The sequence below is a fragment of the Lutimaribacter saemankumensis genome, assembly GCF_900100005.1.
In the GTDB taxonomy this organism is placed as follows: Bacteria; Pseudomonadota; Alphaproteobacteria; order Rhodobacterales; family Rhodobacteraceae; genus Lutimaribacter; species Lutimaribacter saemankumensis.
This window is the reverse complement of sequence record NZ_FNEB01000006.1, coordinates 107,653-124,269: the sequence shown is the minus strand read 5'-3', so window position 1 is coordinate 124,269 and position 16,617 is coordinate 107,653. Positions and strand designations below refer to the sequence as shown.

The 16,617-nt window shown below is 64.3% G+C and carries 16 protein-coding genes; 3 read left to right on the top strand and 13 right to left on the bottom strand.

Annotated features, from left to right (window positions below; translation table 11 throughout):
- The first annotated feature begins 56 nt into the window (after positions 1-56).
- A complete protein-coding gene (gene polA / locus BLT50_RS12355; protein WP_090029007.1) occupies positions 57-2,855 on the top strand; it encodes a DNA polymerase I in 2,799 nt (932 codons plus the stop codon).
- A gap of 39 nt (positions 2,856-2,894) precedes the next feature.
- Here the strand turns inward: polA and speB are convergent, their stop codons facing one another.
- The 4 genes from speB to BLT50_RS12335 all read right to left on the bottom strand — a co-directional run bounded on the left by speB (position 2,895) and on the right by BLT50_RS12335 (position 6,686).
- The gene (gene speB / locus BLT50_RS12350; protein WP_090029006.1) at positions 2,895-3,863 is read right to left on the bottom strand and encodes an agmatinase; all 969 of its coding nucleotides are present in this window, start codon (positions 3,861-3,863) and stop codon (positions 2,895-2,897) included.
- 130 nt (positions 3,864-3,993) lie between these two features.
- Positions 3,994-4,857 (bottom strand): C40 family peptidase, encoded by an 864-nt coding sequence (locus BLT50_RS12345; RefSeq protein ID WP_245723372.1) that lies wholly within the window; start codon positions 4,855-4,857, stop codon positions 3,994-3,996.
- Positions 4,854-6,236, bottom strand: coding sequence for a leucyl aminopeptidase family protein (locus tag BLT50_RS12340; protein ID WP_090029005.1), 1,383 nt, complete (start codon positions 6,234-6,236; stop codon positions 4,854-4,856). Before BLT50_RS12340 ends, BLT50_RS12345 begins: the two co-directional genes overlap by 4 nt.
- Positions 6,237-6,305: 69 nt before the next feature.
- Positions 6,306-6,686 (bottom strand): hypothetical protein, encoded by a 381-nt coding sequence (locus tag BLT50_RS12335; RefSeq protein WP_090029004.1) that lies wholly within the window; start codon positions 6,684-6,686, stop codon positions 6,306-6,308.
- A gap of 149 nt (positions 6,687-6,835) precedes the next feature.
- On the opposite strand from BLT50_RS12335, the gene BLT50_RS12330 reads away from it, so the two are divergent.
- On the top strand, positions 6,836-7,486 hold the full coding sequence (locus BLT50_RS12330; protein WP_090029003.1) for a carbonic anhydrase: 651 nt from the start codon (positions 6,836-6,838) through the stop codon (positions 7,484-7,486).
- A 117-nt stretch (positions 7,487-7,603) separates the two neighbouring features.
- Positions 7,604-8,020, top strand: a complete 417-nt coding sequence (locus tag BLT50_RS12325; RefSeq protein WP_090029002.1) for a hypothetical protein — start codon at positions 7,604-7,606, stop codon at positions 8,018-8,020.
- Between the two features lie 3 nt (positions 8,021-8,023).
- Here BLT50_RS12325 and BLT50_RS12320 read toward each other — a convergent pair whose 3' ends face one another.
- The 9 genes from BLT50_RS12320 to BLT50_RS12280 form a co-directional block, all read right to left on the bottom strand.
- Positions 8,024-8,227 (bottom strand): hypothetical protein, encoded by a 204-nt coding sequence (locus BLT50_RS12320; RefSeq protein ID WP_090029001.1) that lies wholly within the window; start codon positions 8,225-8,227, stop codon positions 8,024-8,026.
- A gap of 493 nt (positions 8,228-8,720) precedes the next feature.
- Positions 8,721-9,743, bottom strand: coding sequence for an aspartate-semialdehyde dehydrogenase (locus BLT50_RS12315; protein WP_090029000.1), 1,023 nt, complete (start codon positions 9,741-9,743; stop codon positions 8,721-8,723).
- Positions 9,744-9,810: 67 nt separating this feature from the next.
- Positions 9,811-10,989, bottom strand: coding sequence for an MFS transporter (locus tag BLT50_RS12310; protein WP_090028999.1), 1,179 nt, complete (start codon positions 10,987-10,989; stop codon positions 9,811-9,813).
- Between the two features lie 69 nt (positions 10,990-11,058).
- On the bottom strand, positions 11,059-12,114 hold the full coding sequence (locus BLT50_RS12305) for a branched-chain amino acid ABC transporter permease (RefSeq protein WP_090028998.1): 1,056 nt from the start codon (positions 12,112-12,114) through the stop codon (positions 11,059-11,061).
- Complete coding sequence (locus tag BLT50_RS12300; protein ID WP_090028997.1) at positions 12,111-13,142, bottom strand: branched-chain amino acid ABC transporter permease; 1,032 nt, start codon at positions 13,140-13,142, stop codon at positions 12,111-12,113. Before BLT50_RS12300 ends, BLT50_RS12305 begins: the two co-directional genes overlap by 4 nt.
- 61 nt (positions 13,143-13,203) lie before the next feature.
- A complete protein-coding gene (locus BLT50_RS12295; RefSeq protein ID WP_090028996.1) occupies positions 13,204-13,929 on the bottom strand; it encodes an ABC transporter ATP-binding protein in 726 nt (241 codons plus the stop codon).
- Entirely contained in the window at positions 13,922-14,686 is a 765-nt protein-coding gene (locus BLT50_RS12290; protein WP_090028995.1) for an ABC transporter ATP-binding protein, read from the bottom strand. The genes BLT50_RS12295 and BLT50_RS12290 overlap by 8 nt, the downstream gene beginning before the upstream one ends.
- A gap of 52 nt (positions 14,687-14,738) precedes the next feature.
- Positions 14,739-15,914, bottom strand: a complete 1,176-nt coding sequence (locus BLT50_RS12285; RefSeq protein ID WP_090028994.1) for a substrate-binding domain-containing protein — start codon at positions 15,912-15,914, stop codon at positions 14,739-14,741.
- A gap of 105 nt (positions 15,915-16,019) precedes the next feature.
- The gene (locus BLT50_RS12280) at positions 16,020-16,562 is read right to left on the bottom strand and encodes a helix-turn-helix transcriptional regulator (protein WP_090028993.1); all 543 of its coding nucleotides are present in this window, start codon (positions 16,560-16,562) and stop codon (positions 16,020-16,022) included.
- Positions 16,563-16,617: the final 55 nt, after the last annotated feature.

The following is a 16,617-nucleotide window of genomic DNA, read 5'->3' as shown; positions in this document are numbered from 1 at the left end:
GCGCGCGGCGCTTCGTGGCAAGAACGGCGGACAATCACCGCGCGGAGGAAACACCCATGGCATTCGGCAAAGGCTGTCACCTGCACCTGATCGACGGATCGGCCTATATCTTTCGCGCCTACCACGCCCTGCCGCCGCTGACGCGCAAATCCGACGGGCTGCCGATCGGGGCGGTCAGCGGCTTTTGCAACATGTTGCAGCGCTATATCGACGGCAATGCCAACGGGTCGGATGCGCCGACCCATGTGGCGGTGATCTTTGACAAGGGCAGCCACACATTCCGCAACGACCTTTACGATCAGTACAAGGCCAATCGCGACGAGATGCCCGAAGACCTGCGCCCGCAGATCCCGCTGACCCGCCGCGCGACCGAAGCCTTCAACATCGCCTGCAAGGAAATCGAAGGGTTCGAGGCCGACGACATCATGGCGACGCTGGCTTGCCAGGCCCGCGACGCGGGCGGGCGGGTGACGATCCTGTCATCGGACAAGGATCTGATGCAGCTTGTGGGTGACGGGGTCGAAATGCTGGACCCGATGAAGAACCGCCGCATCGACCGCGAAGGCGTGATGGAAAAGTTCGGCGTGGGCCCGGAACGCGTGGTCGACGTGCAGGCGCTGGCGGGCGACAGCGTCGACAACATTCCCGGCGCACCCGGTATCGGCGTCAAGACCGCCGCGCTGCTGATCAACGAGTTCGGCAGCCTCGAAGAGTTGCTGGACCGCGCCGAAGAGATCAAGCAGCCCAAGCGCCGCCAGACATTGATCGAGAACCGCGCCCAGATCGAGCTGTCCAAGCAGCTTGTCCAGCTTGACCGCGACATGGCGCTGGATTTCACGCTGGACGATCTGGAAGTGCGCGACCCCGACCCCGACAAGCTGCTGGAATTCCTGGCCGAGATGGAGTTTCGCACGCTCAGCAAGCGGATCGCCGATGCGCTGCATGTCGAGGCGCCCGTCATCATGGACACCGATCCCGGCGGCACCGAGGTGGAAGGCCCCGCCGACCTGCCCTTTGCGCCCGAAACCTACGAACGCATCCGCGACATGGACGCCCTGCAGCGCTGGATCGACCGGATAAACGAGCGCGGCTATGTAGCATTCGACACCGAGACCACCGGGCTGAACGAGATGCAGGCCGATCTTGTGGGCATATCGCTGGCCGTCGATCCCGGCCAGGCCTGCTATGTCCCGCTGACCCACCGTGCGGGTGGGGCGGACGACCTGTTCGGCTCGGACGATCTGGCCGAGGGGCAACTGCCGCTCGACGACGTGCTTGCGGCGCTCAAGCCCGTTCTGGAAGACGAGGCGGTTCTGAAGATCGGCCAGAACATGAAATACGACGCCAAGATCCTGGCGCGGCATGGCGTGGCCATCGCCCCGATCGACGACACCATGCTGATGTCCTACGCGATGAATGCGGGGCTGCACGGGCATGGCATGGACGCGCTGGCCGAGCGTTATCTGGGTCACACGCCGATCCCGATCAAGGAATTGATCGGTTCGGGCAAGAGCCAGGTCACGTTCGACCGGGTGGATATCGACGAAGCCGTGAAATACGCCGCTGAAGACGCCGACATCACCCTGCGCCTGTGGCAGCGGTTCAAACCGCAATTGCACCAGAACCAGGTCACCACGGTCTACGAAACGCTGGAACGTCCGCTTGTTCCGGTGCTGGCGCAGATGGAAATGGCAGGCATCAAGGTCGACCGCGAGGTCTTGTCGCGCATGTCGAACGCGTTCGCGCAGAAGATGGCCCAGCTCGAGGACGAGATCCACGAACTGGCAGGCGAGAAATTCAACGTGGGCTCGCCCGCGCAGGTGGGCGAAATCCTGTTCGAGAAGATGGGGCTGGAAGGCGGCAAGAAGGGAAAGACCGGGAAGTATTCGACCCCCGCCGACGTGCTGGAAGACCTGGCCACCGAACACGACCTGCCCGCGCGAATCCTGGACTGGCGGCAGGTCAGCAAGCTAAAATCGACCTACACCGATGCGCTGCAGGATCACATCGACCCCGATACTGGCCGCGTGCACACGTCCTATGTGCAGACCGGCGCCAGCACCGGACGGCTGGCCTCGACCGATCCGAACCTGCAGAACATCCCCGTGCGCACCGAGGAAGGCCGCCGCATCCGCGAGGCATTCGTCGCCGAGCCCGGCAAGGTTCTGCTGAGCCTCGATTACAGCCAGATCGAGTTGCGCATCCTGGCCCATGTCGCGGGGATCGACGCGCTGAAGGCGGCATTCCGCGACGGGCAGGACATTCACGCAATGACTGCGTCGGAAATGTTCGACGTGCCGCTGGACGAGATGACGCCGGAAATCCGGCGGCAGGCGAAGGCGATCAATTTCGGCGTGATCTACGGCATTTCGGGCTTTGGCCTGGCGCGCAACCTGCGCATCCCGCGCGCAGAGGCGCAGGGATTCATTGACCGTTATTTCGAACGCTTCCCCGGCATCCGCGCCTACATGGACGACACCGTGAGCTTTGCCAAGGAACATGGCTTTGTTCAAACGCTGTTCGGGCGCAAGATTCATACGCCCGAGATCAACGCCAAGGGGCCGGGCGCGGGCTTTGCCAAGCGCGCGGCGATCAACGCGCCGATCCAGGGCACGGCAGCCGACGTGATCCGGCGCGCGATGGTGCGGATGCCGGACGCGATCGCGGGGCTGCCCGCAAAGATGCTGCTGCAGGTCCACGACGAATTGCTGTTCGAGGTCGACGAGGACGCCGCCGACAAGGTGACCGAGGTCGCGCGCGACATCATGGAAGGCGCAGCGGAGCCGGCGGTCAAGCTGGACGTGCCGCTGATCGTGGATGCGGGCCGTGGCGGCAACTGGGCCGAGGCGCATTAGGGCGCTTTTCGCGATGAAGGCCGGCAGACCTGAAAAGCGTCAGCCCCGCGCCAGGTGCGGTGCCATGATGCACAGCATCTCGAACATGATCGACACGCCCAGATAGGCGGTCGCGCCAGACGCATCGAAGGGCGGCGAAACCTCGACCAGGTCGGCGCCGACGATGTCGACGCCCGCCAGTTCACGCACGACCTGCAACGCCTGGAAGCTGTTCGGCCCGCCCACCTCGGGGGTGCCGGTGCCGGGGGCGAAGGCGGGGTCCACGAAATCGATGTCGTAGCTGAGATAGGTCGGCGCGCTGCCGACGATCTGGCGGGCCTCTTCCATCACGTCGGCCACACCGCGGGCGTGAAATTCTTCGACGGGGATCACGCGGATGCCCACGCTGTCGGCGAAATCGCGATCCTCTCGGTCATAGGCGGTGCCCCGGATGCCGATCTGGACGACGCGGGCCGGATCCAGCAATCCCTCTTCGACGGCCCGGCGGAACGGGGTGCCGTGGGTATACATCGTGCCGCCGAAATAGCTGTGGAACAGATCGGTGTGGCTGTCGAAATGCACCATGCCCAACGGTGCGTCGCCGGCCAGAGCGCGCAGAACCGGAAGCGACGTCAGATGATCGCCGCCCGCCGTCAGCGGCGTGATCCCCGCCACGCGCAACCTTTCGTAGAAGGCTGTGATGCGGTCCATCGATTCGGAGATATCGGCAGGGTTCGGCCCGACGTCGCCCAGATCGGCGCAATTCACCATCTCGAAGGGGCGCACACCCGTGACCCCATGTTCGGCGCGGATCATTGTCGAGGCGTCGCGCAACTGACGCGGCCCGTGGCGCGGGCCGGGGCGGTTGGTGGTGCCGCTGTCCCACGGCACGCCGACTAGGCCGATCTGAACCTCGGAAAACCGTGCGTCCTCCGGCGTTACGTGGGGCAGACGCATGAAGCTGGGCACACCGGCGAAGCGGGGCAGGTCGAACCCGCTGACGGGGCGAAAGAACGGATCGGAGGTCATGGGCGGCTTCCTTTGGCTGGTCCGGTGCATGGTGGCGGCGGCGGCGCGCCGCTGCAAGCGGGTTCAAGGGGGCGCTGCCCCCTCGCCCGTTCCGGGCTCACCCCCGGAGGTATTTGGGGCAAGATGAAGATCAGGCCGTGGGGCGGGCGTGACAGGTAACGGGGCCATCGCCCTGCGCCGCGATCCGGGCGATGGCGGCGGCGATGGGTTCATGGGCGACGGCCATGTGATGGGCATTGGCGTGAACCAGGGTTTGCGGGTCGGCCACCCAGGCGACGTGGCCGCGCCAGAACAGGAGGTCGCCGCGCTGGTAGCTGTCGCCGGGGGCGGCGGGGAAATGGGCCTCTTGCATGTCGCTGTCGCCGGGGCAGTCGATCCCGCAGGCGTGGCAGGCGATTTGCACCAGGCCGGAACAGTCGATCCCGAAGGCGGAGTTGCCCCCCCAAAGGTACGGGGTGCCGACGAGGCGTTCGGCGACGGCAACGGGGTCGTCTTCGTTCCGACCGATGGGCATCAGGTGGACAGACGGCACGAAGAGATCGCGCGCCTGATTGCCCGCCGTCCAGGCGATGCGGGACCAGCCATCGGCCTCGTCCAGCACCACAAGTGCAGACCCCATCGACAGGGGCGTGACATCGCCCGCGCTTTTCAGCCCGCTGCTGGTCTTGGCATAGCTTTGCGCCGCGGCCACGCGATGCGTGGGGGCCCCGGCCGGGTGGCCGTAAATAGCCGCGCTGTCGATCCAGCCGGAATAGCGGTCGGCCTGCGTTTCGCCATAGGCCCAGCCGCTTTTGTCATCGACGGCGCGGATGACAAGGGCCTGGCCGCGCAGGAGCTGCCGTTCGCGCGCGCCATGGGGCATGCTGCACAGATCGCATACCGGCAGGGTGGTGCGTTGAACCGTCGGTTCGACCAGGCGCAGCCCGTGCAGGCGCGCTGCCTCGGCGATCCCGGCCTCGGAGGCCTCGGCCCAGAAACGGCGGCGGTCGGTCACAATCCAAGCACCCCGGGCAGCGCCTGCAGCAGGGCGCGCGCACCCTGCCCCACACCGCCCTTGGGCCGTGCCGGCGCCGGTGCAGGATTCCAGCCGTAGATGTCGAAATGGGTGTAGGGCGTGTCGGCAGCAAAGCGGCGCAGAAAGAGCGCGGCGGTGATGGACCCGGCAAAACCGCCCGACGGTGCATTGTCGAGATCGGCGATGCCCGGTTCGATCATCTTCTCGTATGGTTCCCAAAACGGCATCCGCCAGACCGGATCGGCCACCTGGGCTGCCGCCTGTGACAGCGCCTGCGCCATCGCGTCGTCATCGGTGTAGAACGGGGCGAGGTCGGGGCCCACGGCCACGCGCGCCGCGCCCGTAAGCGTGGCCATCGAGATCATCAGGTCGGGCGACTCTTCGGCGCCGAGCGTCAGCGCATCGGCCAGCACCAGCCGGCCCTCGGCGTCGGTGTTGTTGATCTCGACCGTCTTGCCGTTGCGCGCGGTCAGGATGTCGCCGGGGCGAAAGCTGTTTCCGGCGACGCTGTTTTCGACGGCCGGGATCAGGACGCGCAGGCGCAGCGGCAGGCCAAGCGCCATGATCATATGCGCCAATCCCAGTACGGTGGCCGCGCCGCCCATGTCCTTTTTCATCAAGGCCATGGACGCGCCGGGTTTGAGGTTGAGACCGCCAGCGTCGAAACAGACGCCCTTGCCCACCAGCGTGAGGGCCGGGCCGCTTTTCCCCCAGCGCATGTCGATGAGGCGCGGGGCGCGGGCCGCGGCGCGTCCGACCGTGTGGATCAGCGGAAAATTCTGCGCCAACAGGTCGTCGCCCGCCGTGACCGAAACGGTGGCATCGAAATCGCCGGCCAGATCATGCGCGGCGCGCTCGAGCGCGTCGGGGCCCATATCGTTGGCCGGCGTGTTGATCAGGTCGCGGGTCAGGCATTCGCCCGCGGCGATCGCCATGAGCCGCGCAGCGTCGACGCCATCGGGCGCCACCAACCGGGCCTTCGCGCCGTCCTGCGCCCGATAGCGGGAAAAGGCATAGGCCGACAAAAGCCAACCCAGCGCTTCGTTCCCGGCATCTTCCGGCGGCAGGCCCGAGGCGAGGCGGTAGGTGCCTTCGGGCAGCGCAGACGCGATGCCCGCAAGATGAAAGCGCCCGCGTACCCGCGACGCCGCGGTGCCATAGCCCGCCAGGACCATGCCGGGCGTGCCATCGTCGCCGGGCACCAGCAAGTGTCGCCCAAGCGAACCGGTAAAGCCGTTCGCCCTGATCCACGCCTGGACATGATCCGGCTGCTGCCCGGCCCAGGCGTCCTGGCCACCCTCTTCGATGACGTGGACGGGTATCGCCTGTTCCGTCGGCTCGGCAAATTGGGGCGTCATGCACCGGTACTCCCTGCTGCGTTCGTTCCGCGCAGGTTACGCTGCTGAAAATCGCCTGCAAGGCCCTTGTCAGACGGAAAGGCCCTGCATGTCCCAAACTTCCGTAAGGGATCGTTCGCCCGATCGGAAAAGCCGTGCCAGAACCGCCGTCAGCGCCACATGGTCGCCCATGTCCACGCATCTTGTGACATCACGTCCGACCCTGGCCAATGTGCTCATCCCGATCTGGTCGGCAATGGCGGCAAGGGCGCGCGCGCCTTTGCGCATCTCGGCCCGGTGACCCGCGCGGTAGTCGCGGTCGATCTGCGCCAGGCGCGAGGCAAGCTCTTCCATCGCGCGGCAAACCACGTCTTCGGCGCCTGACGGCCCCAGCCGTTCATGAAGTTCCCGCAGTCTTTCATGGTCCAGCCGGACCGTTTCCGTGGTCTGCAATATCGTGACCCGTTCCAATGTCTCACCCCTGGTATGTCGACCCCCACAGGCGTCGAACCTGCCGCGTGCACCCTTCCAAAAGGTTTAGCCGGGGCGGTCTTTCCTCTCGAATTCGCGTCGAATACGGTCTATGACGCCGCGCAGGCCGCAAGACGACGAGAGGTGACATGCTGCACGCCAAGCCCCTGCCAAGCTACCTGGTTCAGCGCTATCATGGCTGGAAGGCCACGACCTACGAGGAAAACCAGAGCTGGTACCGCCGTCTTGCCGAAAGCGGCCAGCATCCGCGCGCGATGGTGATTTCGTGCTGCGACAGCCGCGTGCACGTGACCTCGATCTTCGGGGCGGACCAGGGTGAGTTCTTCATTCACCGCAATATCGCGAATCTGGTGCCGCCGCATAAACCCGACGGGTTGCAACACGGGACGTCGGCGGCGGTGGAATATGCCGTCAACGCGCTGAAGGTCGCGCATATCATCGTATTGGGACATTCCAATTGTGGCGGTGTGCAAGGGTGCCTGGACATGTGTTCGGGCCATGCCCCCGAGCTGGAAGAGAAAACCAGCTTCGTCGGGCGCTGGATGGACATCCTGCGGCCCGGCTATGACCGCGTGAAAGAGCTGGACACCGCCGACGAACAGCGAAATGCGCTGGAAAAACAGGCGGTTCTGGTCAGCCTGGAAAATCTGATGACATTTCCCTTTGTCGCGGATGCGGTCGAGGGCGGCAAGCTTTCCCTGCACGGTCTCTGGACGGATATCGGCGAGGGATCGCTGGAATATTTCGATCCGGCGAAAAAGGATTTCGCCCGCGTCTGAGGCCAATGTGACGCTACGTTAATCTTAACGTCCAAAAAATGGCACAAATCCTCCCCGATCCTGACGCGGTGACAGCCCAAGGTTGTCACCGAGGGAACTGGAACACGAGAGGGAGAGATGGTCCAGCAAAGCTTTCATGACCGCATTGCGCGGATTCAGCAGCATTCGGGAGAGGTGCAGATGCTGTCCGGGCCGGCCGATGTCGATGCCGTGCGCAAACAGATGCGCCGCAAGGAAAACGCGCCGAACAAGCCGGGTCCGGTTAAGATCATGATGACGGGTATGCTGATGGTGCCGGTCGGCATGGCGATCGGCCTTATGACCAAGCTGTTTCTCGACCCCGACATCACGCCGGAGGCCGTCAACTACTTGCCTTTGCTGGCTTTTGTCGCGGCGGCACATCTGGCGCTGCTGGGCGGCGTGGCCGGCGCGCTTGCCTCCGGGTTCCGCAAGCCCACGCTGAACTATGCGCTTATGTTCGTTTTCGCCGGCTACGGCGTGGCCAGCGCCGTTCTTGGCGCGGCGATCCAATAAAAATCAGGATTGCGGGCGGTCCTGCGACGTGCGGGCCGCCCTGTCGCTCAGATTGTCGAGATCGCGCCGGAACAGGCGCGTAACCTCGTCCCTGGTCACCGTTTCCGCCCGCACCGCGGACTGGCGCCTGCCGGTCTGGCCCGACGCCCTGTATTTTCCGTTATCGCCAGGTTGCGGCCCCAGCGTCGTTTTCAGCATGGCAAGCATGTCTCGATCCCCTGCGTGACATTCCCTGTACCGTAAACCGATTCCCGAACATTACTGTGTGGCGCGGCTGAGTAGGCGATGCGCCCTTGCGTCTATTTCCCTAGCCATTCGGATAGGCCCGCGCCGGGCGTCCGGGGAAAAAGTTGGGGCGCATCGAACATGCGACACGCCCCGTATCTGATTTGACCTTTGGCAACCTGATCCGTGAGGGAACGGATGGTTTGCTGATCTGGACCGGCTGGCCGCCCGGTGATGTGAGAGAGTGTGAGAGAGTACGGTGCGGCCAGCCAATACCTTGTGGAGTTGATGTTGTGTCTTGCGACACCCTTGTTTCTAAGCGAGTCGGCACGGAAAAGCCCGCGGACGGTGGTATAGTCGGGCCTTCCATCGGGACAGGCATGTACCCGAAGGGATAGGTTTCGCGCCGCCGCGCATGAAAAAAGGCCGGGCACAGCTGTGCCCGGCCTCGATTCTTCCGGCTGGTGCCTGTCGGTCAGCCCTTTTTCAGCACCTCACGGCCAAGCAGTTCCGCGATTTGCACCGCGTTCAATGCCGCGCCCTTGCGCAGGTTGTCGCTGACGCACCAGAGGTTGAGACCGTTGTCGATCGTCGCATCCTGCCGGATGCGGCTGATATAGGTGGCGAAATCGCCCACACACTCGACCGGCGTGATGTAGCCGCCAGCTTCGCGCTTGTCGACGACCATGATGCCCGGCGCTTCGCGCAGGATGTCGCGGGCCTCGTCCTCGTCCAGGAATTCTTCGAATTCGATGTTGATCGCCTCGGAATGGCCGACGAAAACCGGCACGCGCACGCAGGTGGCGGTCAGCTTGATCGCCGGATCGACGATCTTTTTCGTTTCGGCGACCATCTTCCATTCTTCCTTGGTCGAGCCGTCCTCCATGAAGACGTCGATATGCGGAATCACGTTGAAGGCGATCTGCTTCTGGAACTTCTTGGGCGGCACTTCGGCGGTGGGGTTGTAGACGGCTTTCGTCTGGTCCCACAGCTCGTCCATGCCTTCCTTGCCGGCACCCGACACGGATTGATAGGTCGACACCACCACGCGCTTGATCGTCGCGCGGTCATGCAGCGGCTTGAGCGCCACCACCATCTGCGCGGTCGAGCAGTTGGGGTTGGCGATGATGTTCTTTTTCGCATAGCCGTGCACGGCCTGCGGGTTCACCTCGGGGACGATCAGCGGCACATCCGGGTCATAGCGGTAGAGCGAGCTGTTATCGATCACCACGCAGCCGGCCTTGGCGGCGACGGGCGCGTATTTCTTGGTCGCGTCCGAGCCGATGGCGAACAGCGCCATGTCCCAGCCGGTGAAATCGAAGGTATCCAGATCCTCGGTGGTCAGTGTCTTGTCGCCAAAGCTGACCTCGGTGCCAAGGCTGCGCCGGGAGGCCAGCGCGGCGATCTTGTCCACCGGGAACTGGCGTTCCGCGAGGATGTTCAGCATTTCCCGGCCCACGTTGCCCGTGGCGCCGACGACGACGACGTTATACCCCATGGGGTTGCTCCTTTCGTTTCAGGACGCGCGCTCAATACATGAGCGAAGAGATAAGGGAAAGGGCCGATCAGTCCAGCCGGTCGCGGCTGAACAGATAAGGCAGCATGCCCAGCGCCAGGATCGCCGCGAAAAAGCCGAACAGAACCTGGTACGGGGCGACTGCGCTGTCGGTCGTCGCGGCAACCGAGGAATAGAGCCGCCCGGTGATCACCTGGAACAGCCCCACCCCACCGATCGAAAACAGGTTCATCAGCGTCACCCCCCGCCCGGTCAGGTGTGCCGGCAGAAAGCTGCGGCCATGGGCCATGATAACGGGGTAGCTCAGCCCGAACATCGCGATTGCCGCACAGACCGCGACTGACGGCCAATATCCCGGCTCCGGCGTGAAGGCGAGGATGGAACAGGCCAGGATACCGGCCGTGTTGCCGCCGACGATCACCCATTTCCGCGTGCGCAAAAGACGATCCAGCGGGCCATAGATGAACACCGCAACCACCATCGCCAACCCCATGATCAGCGTCGCGGTGCCGATGACCTGCGCCGTGGCGCCGTAGACATCGGACAGGTAGGGTCCGACCCACAGCCCCCGCAGCCCGGCCGCCGGGGCATAGTTCACCGCCAGCAGCGGCAGGATCAGCCACAGCGCGGGGATTTTCAGAACCGCCAGAACGCTGCCGCCCTCGGCGCCTTCGGCGCGGGGCGGGTCCTGCACCACCGCCCAGACGCCCACAGCGACGAGGATCGAAACCGCCGACAAGGCCCAGAGGCTTTCGCGCCAGCCGAACGCCTCGATTGCCCAGGCAAGAGGCGCGGCGCTGGCCAGGTTGCCGATCGACCCGACGCCGATCATCGCCGCGCCCAGCGTGGCGAACATCGCCGGCGGGAACATGCGCGCGAATATGTAGTAGGACGCCATCAGCACCGGGGCGCAGCCGACGCCGATCAGCGCCATCGCGATCGAGATATGCACGGGTTCAGTGGCCATCGCGAAAATGGCCGCCCCGCCGCCGCCCCCAAGCGCCAGCAGAATCGCCGCCGTCCGGCGCGGCCCGATGCGGTCCAGCCCTTCTCCGATGGGGATCTGCATGAGCGCGAAAACCAGGAACCACATCCCGGATGCAAAAGCGAGGTCATCAGGTGTCGCCCCGACATCACGCTCCAGCGCATTGGTCAGAACCGCCAGAAAAGCGCGGAAAAACTGACTAAGAACATAGGCTGCACACAGCAGCACCATCCCCAGTTTCATCCGCGCTCCTCCCTTTACGCTGCCGATTGGGTGGCACGCGCGGGGGAAAGATGCAAGATGCTTAAGGCGTTAACGACCCTGCCGCAGCCGCCCGACGATACCGGTCGGAAAGAAATAGATGCTCAGCACGAACAACACGCCCAGCCATAGCAGCCAGCGGTCGGCGTTCATCAGTTCGGGCAGGACCGGCAGCCCTGCAACGGCACCTGCTGCAACACCCATTAGCGCCTGAAGGTAGTTCTGCGCCAGCACCAGCAGAGCCGCGCCGATCACCGCACCATACATCGTGCCCATGCCGCCGATCACGACCATCAGCAGGATATCCACCATGATGTCAAAGCTCAGCACCGTGTCCGGCCCGACATAGCGCAGCCAGATCGCATAGAGCGCCCCGGCCAATGCCGCGATGAAGGCCGACAGGCACGTTACCGTCACGCGATAGCCGACAACGCGATATCCGATCGCCTCGGCCCGGAAATCGTTTTCCCGGATCGCCAACAGAACGCGGCCGAAGGGCGAGTTGACCACCCGCAGCATCAGCAGGAACAGCACCAGCGAAACACCGAAGATCAGGTAGTAGGCCAGAAGCCGCCCGTTCAGCTTTACGCCGAACAACTCGTCCCCGAACTTGAAGGCCGGGGTCAGTTCGCGCGGGGTCCGAAAGCTCAGCCCGTCCTCGCCGCCGGTCAGGCCCGAAAGCTGGCTGACAAGCACCGCCACGGCACTGGCCACCGCCAGCGTGATCATCGCGAAAAAGATTGCCCGAACCCGCAGGCTGAACAACCCGATCAGGAATGCGATCGCCGCTGCCAGGACGGCACCCCCGACGGCGCCCAGCGCCACGGCGTCAAAGCCGCGCCCCATATGCGTGCTGGCCAGCGCCACGCCATAGGCACCCATTCCGAAGAACATCGTATGGGCAAAACTGACGATCCCGCCGTATCCCAGCATCAGGTCGTAGCTGGCAACCAGCACGATGAAGATGCAGATGCGCGCCGCCGTATCGACCGACCGGACACCGGGGAACAGGAACGGTGCAAACGCCAGCGCGACAAGGATCGCCAGAAGGATCACCGCCAGGACCGGGCTGCGGGGCGTATCGCCGGAAAGAAGTTTCACGATCATTTTGCCTTTACCACCGGGATCATGCCCTGCGGGCGCCACATCAGGATGGCGACCATCAGGCCGATATTCGAGATCAGCGCCGCCTTGGGTTCGAGAAACGCGATGTAATTCTGCAAAAGTCCGACCAGCAGCGCACCGATGAAGCAGCCCTCGACCGAGCCGAGCCCGCCGATGATAACGACGATGAAGATCAGGATCATGATCTGCTGGCCCATATGGGCGGTGATGACCTCCTGGTAGAGACCCCACATCACGCCGCCGAGGCCCGCCAGCGCCGATCCCGCGATGAAGACTCCGACGAACACCAGCCGCAGCCGATATCCCAGCGCCTCGACCATCTCGCCGTTTTCGACGCCCGCGCGCACGATCAGCCCGATCTTGGTGCGCCGCAGCGTGTAGCGCATGACGACGAACAGCACCGCGCCGATACCAACCGCCAGCAGGCGGTATTTTTCCATCGCGGCCCCGGCAAAGGTGATCGCCCCCTGCAGAGCCTCGGGGCGCAGGATATAGATCTCTTCCGGGCCCCAAAGGACGATGATCAGCTGTTCCACCACGATCAGCCCGCCCATCGTCACGAGGATCTGCTTGAGATGCGCGCCGTAGACGGGTTTCACGATCACCCTTTCGAACGCCCAGCCCAGGACACCCGTTGCCGCCATCGCGGCCAGAACCGCCGCAAGGATCGCGGCAAGGTTCAGCGCCAGCGAAGGCGCCTCGGTCATGTGGGCCAGCACAAGCAGGATCGAAATGCCGACGAAAGCGCCCACCGAGATGAACACGCCATGCCCGAAATTGATAACATCCATGAGGCCGAAAACCAGCGTCATACCCGACGCCATGATGAAGATCATCATCCCCATCGCCAGCCCCGAAACCGTAAGGGTCAGCCATGACGACATCGAAGGTATGGCGACCAGCCCGAACAGCATGATCGCGGGGATCAGCAAGACGGGAAGATAGGGGCCCAGCCGTTCGCCAAGGCCCGCGCGCGACATGGTCGGGCGGTGATCGGGGGCGGCGGTCATGCGCGCGGCTCCTTTCGAAATGCTGCCCTTGGGCGGTTCGGGGGAATGCGGTCAGGTCCGGTCAATGCCCTGCCTCCATGCTCAGGCCCATCAGGCGTTCCTGCAACGACGCGTCGTTCGCAAGTTCGGCCATCGCCCCGGCCCAGACAACGCGGCCATCATCCATGACCACGGCGCTGTCTCCCAGCGCGCGGGCGACGCTGAAATTCTGCTCGACCAGCAGGATCGAGGCGCCCTGATCCTTCAACTGCCGCAGCGCGCCCGCCATGGTCGACACGATCGCGGGCGCCAGCCCCTTGGTCGGCTCGTCGATCAGGTATAGCCGCCGTTCCTCGACCATCGCGCGGGCGATGGACAGCATCTGCTTCTGCCCGCCGGACAGGTTGCCGGCTTGGCCTTTCCAAAAGGTCTGCAGCGGCGGAAAGACGCTGAACAGCCAATCCAGACGGGCGCGGTCGATCGGCCCGGAGCTGGCTGCGAGGATCATGTTTTCCTCGATCGTCAGGTCGCTGAAAATACCCATGTTCTCGGGCACATACCCCACACCCATCCGGGAAATCGCGGGCGTCGGCAAACCCGCGATATCCTGCCCGTCCAGCACGATCTGCCCCGCCCTGGCGCGCCAATGGCCCATGATCGTGCGCAGCGTGGTGGTCTTGCCCACGCCGTTGCGCCCGAGCAGCATGGTGACCTGCCCACGCGGCACTTCGAAATCGACGCCCTGCAGGATGTGATACTGGGCGATGTCGGTAAAGACGCCCGAAAGGCGCAGGATCGGGTCAGACATCCGTCAGCTCCTTGCCCATATACGCCTCCTGCACCACGTCGCTGGCGATGACCTCGGCCGGGTCGCCATCGGCGGCCAAAGCGCCGTTGTGCAAAACGATGATGCGGTCGGCCAGCCGCGCGATCACGTCCATCTTGTGTTCCACCAGCAGGATCGTCCGGTCCTTTTGCGCCTTGAGATCAGCGATCAGGTCCAGAACCACGGGCGCCTCGTCCACGCTCATCCCGGCGGTGGGTTCGTCGAACATGTAGACCGCCGGATCGAGCGCGATCAGCAACGCGACTTCAAGCTTGCGCTGGTCGCCGTGCGACAACTCGCTGACGAGCTGCGCGCGCTTTTCGTAAAGCCGCACCCGGTCGAGGATCGCAACCGCCTTGTCGGTGATTTCGGAATGTCCCGAGGCCATCGACAACAGACGGAATCCCAGCCCGGCCTTGGACTGGATCACCAGCCGCACGTTTTCCAGCACGCTGAGGTTGGGAAAGAGATTCGTCAGTTGGAAGGCCCGTCCGATCCCGGCACGGGTGCGGTGGGCCACGCTGTCGCGGGTGATGTCGCGACCGTTCAGAACGACCCGCCCGGCGCTGGCCGGGATCTGCCCGGAAATCAGGTTGAAATACGTCGTCTTGCCCGCGCCGTTCGGCCCGACGATTGCCGTCAGTTCACCAGCGCGAAACGCGCAGCTGACGGCATCGACTGCGACGTGCCCGCCAAACCGCACGGTCAGATCGTGCGTTTCCAGAATGACCCTGCTCATGGGAGACCTCGTTCGGAGCGGGCCGGCCCTGTGACCGGCCCGCGCCGGGCGTTTACTGGTTGCGGATCGGGATCGGCAGGTCGTCGATGGTCAGTTCCTTGACCAGTTCGGGGACCGCCCATTCCACGTTATCGTCCACGCGTATCTTGAAGTGATACATGGACTGCAGGGCCTGGTGATCCTCGGCGCGGAACTTCATCATGCCCTTGGGCGTCATCCATTCCATGCCTTCCATCGCCGAAATCAGCGCCTCGGTATCGGTGCTGCCGGCCTTCTTGATCGCCTCGACAACCGCGATACCCGTGGTCATGCCGCCGGCGGTGAAAAAGTCGGGCGGGCTGCCGAACCGGGCCTGGTGCTGTTCGACCAGCCAGTCGTTCACCTCGTTGTCGGGAAGCTCGTAGTAGTAATAGATCGCGCCTTCCATGCCGGGGAATTCCTTGTAGCCCGTCAGCGCGGCCAGGATGTTGCCCCCGGTTGCCAGTTCGATCCCGAAGCGCCCCGGGTCCATCGCGTTCAGCTTGCCCATCGGGTTGCCGCCACCGGCCCAGAGCACAAAGACCTTCTTGTCGCCCTCGAGATCCTTCATCGCGTTGAAGATACGCTCGCCCGCGGCGGTGAAGTCGGTCGTGTCCGTCGGCACGTATTCTTCGTGCACGATCTCGGCGCCGGTGCCTTCCAACGCTTCGCGGAAGGCGGCGATCCCATCGCGGCCAAAGGCGTAGTCCTGTGCCAGGGTTGCAATCTTGACGCCATCGCCCGCCATCGCGATGGCCTGCGCCACCGCATCCTGGGACGAGTTGCGCCCGGTGCGGAAAATGTAACGGTTCCAGTTTTCACCCGTGATGCTGTCGGCCACGGCCGGGTGCACGATCAGGATCTTTTCGTATTCGGCAGCCACTGGCAGCATTGCCAGCGCCACGCCGGAACTGACCGGACCGATGGCCAGGTCCACCTCGTCGTCGCCATAGGCTTCTTCCAGCAGTGCCTTGCCGTTCTCGGGCTTGAGCTGGGTGTCCTTCTCGATCACGACGATCTTTTCGCCGTTGATCTCCATCGTGCCGCCGGTGGCGTATTCCAGCCCCATCATCAGCCCGTCATGGGATTGCTTGGCGTAGGCCTCGAACGGGCCGGTCTTGCCATAGACGTGGGCGATTGTGATGTCGGCCAGCGCCGCGTTCGCCAGCGCCAGCGTGGACACGAGGCCCGCCGCGAAAATGCGTTTCATCTTGGTTCCTCCCTCCGACGCGCACTGCGCCGGTTATCTTTTCTGCACTGCCATCATGCGGCGAAGGGGGGCCAAGCTGTCAATGCGTAGAATTGCGTAACCAGGTCATCCCGACCGGCTGAGCCGCGCCAGAAGACGCGCCGCGTTCGGCACGTCGAACTTGCGCAACAGACGGGCGCGCACGTCTTCGACGGTGCGGGGCGACAGGCCCAGTGCCTTGGCGATTTCCTTGGAGGTCATGCCACGCGCCAGCCATGTCAGGACATCGCGTTCGCGCGGCGTCAGGGACGGGCCGGCCGGCGCATCGGCAATGGGCGCGAAGCTCAGCACCATCCGCGCAAGGGGCGTGTCCGGCGTCAGGCTGCGCGCGCGGAACCGGCACCAGATCGTGGTGCCGTCCGCACGGCGCAACATCCGTTCGTCGCAATAGGCGCCGTCGCGCCGCAACGCATCCAGCCCGATATCGCGCACCTGCCGGAATTCGGCATCCGAGTCGTAAAACAAGCGAAAGCTTTGCCCGACCAACGCGTCGGCCGTATGCCCCGACATCTGGACAAATGTCGCGTTGCAGGCGCGGATGATCCGATCCTCGGTCAGCACAAGGCCGATAGGGGCCGCATCGAAGGCGATTTGGGTCAGGTCATCCATACCCGTATTCCTACGGTATTCACACCGTAATGTCAGCCGCGCATGCTTGGCCAAT

Excerpts from the sequence above, each read along its gene's own strand:
- polA (WP_090029007.1), top strand. The coding sequence starts at position 57 with ATGGCATTCGGCAAAGGCTGTCACCTGCACCTGATCGACGGATCGGCC.
- speB (WP_090029006.1), bottom strand. The coding sequence starts at position 3,863 with ATGACCTCCGATCCGTTCTTTCGCCCCGTCAGCGGGTTCGACCTGCCC.
- BLT50_RS12340 (WP_090029005.1), bottom strand. The coding sequence starts at position 6,236 with ATGACGCCCCAATTTGCCGAGCCGACGGAACAGGCGATACCCGTCCAC.
- BLT50_RS12330 (WP_090029003.1), top strand. The coding sequence starts at position 6,836 with ATGCTGCACGCCAAGCCCCTGCCAAGCTACCTGGTTCAGCGCTATCAT.
- BLT50_RS12325 (WP_090029002.1), top strand. The coding sequence starts at position 7,604 with ATGGTCCAGCAAAGCTTTCATGACCGCATTGCGCGGATTCAGCAGCAT.
- BLT50_RS12320 (WP_090029001.1), bottom strand. The coding sequence starts at position 8,227 with ATGCTTGCCATGCTGAAAACGACGCTGGGGCCGCAACCTGGCGATAAC.
- BLT50_RS12315 (WP_090029000.1), bottom strand. The coding sequence starts at position 9,743 with ATGGGGTATAACGTCGTCGTCGTCGGCGCCACGGGCAACGTGGGCCGG.
- BLT50_RS12310 (WP_090028999.1), bottom strand. The coding sequence starts at position 10,989 with ATGAAACTGGGGATGGTGCTGCTGTGTGCAGCCTATGTTCTTAGTCAG.
- BLT50_RS12305 (WP_090028998.1), bottom strand. The coding sequence starts at position 12,114 with ATGATCGTGAAACTTCTTTCCGGCGATACGCCCCGCAGCCCGGTCCTG.
- BLT50_RS12300 (WP_090028997.1), bottom strand. The coding sequence starts at position 13,142 with ATGACCGCCGCCCCCGATCACCGCCCGACCATGTCGCGCGCGGGCCTT.
- BLT50_RS12295 (WP_090028996.1), bottom strand. The coding sequence starts at position 13,929 with ATGTCTGACCCGATCCTGCGCCTTTCGGGCGTCTTTACCGACATCGCC.
- BLT50_RS12290 (WP_090028995.1), bottom strand. The coding sequence starts at position 14,686 with ATGAGCAGGGTCATTCTGGAAACGCACGATCTGACCGTGCGGTTTGGC.
- BLT50_RS12285 (WP_090028994.1), bottom strand. The coding sequence starts at position 15,914 with ATGAAACGCATTTTCGCGGCGGGCCTCGTGTCCACGCTGGCGCTGGCG.
- BLT50_RS12280 (WP_090028993.1), bottom strand. The coding sequence starts at position 16,562 with ATGGATGACCTGACCCAAATCGCCTTCGATGCGGCCCCTATCGGCCTT.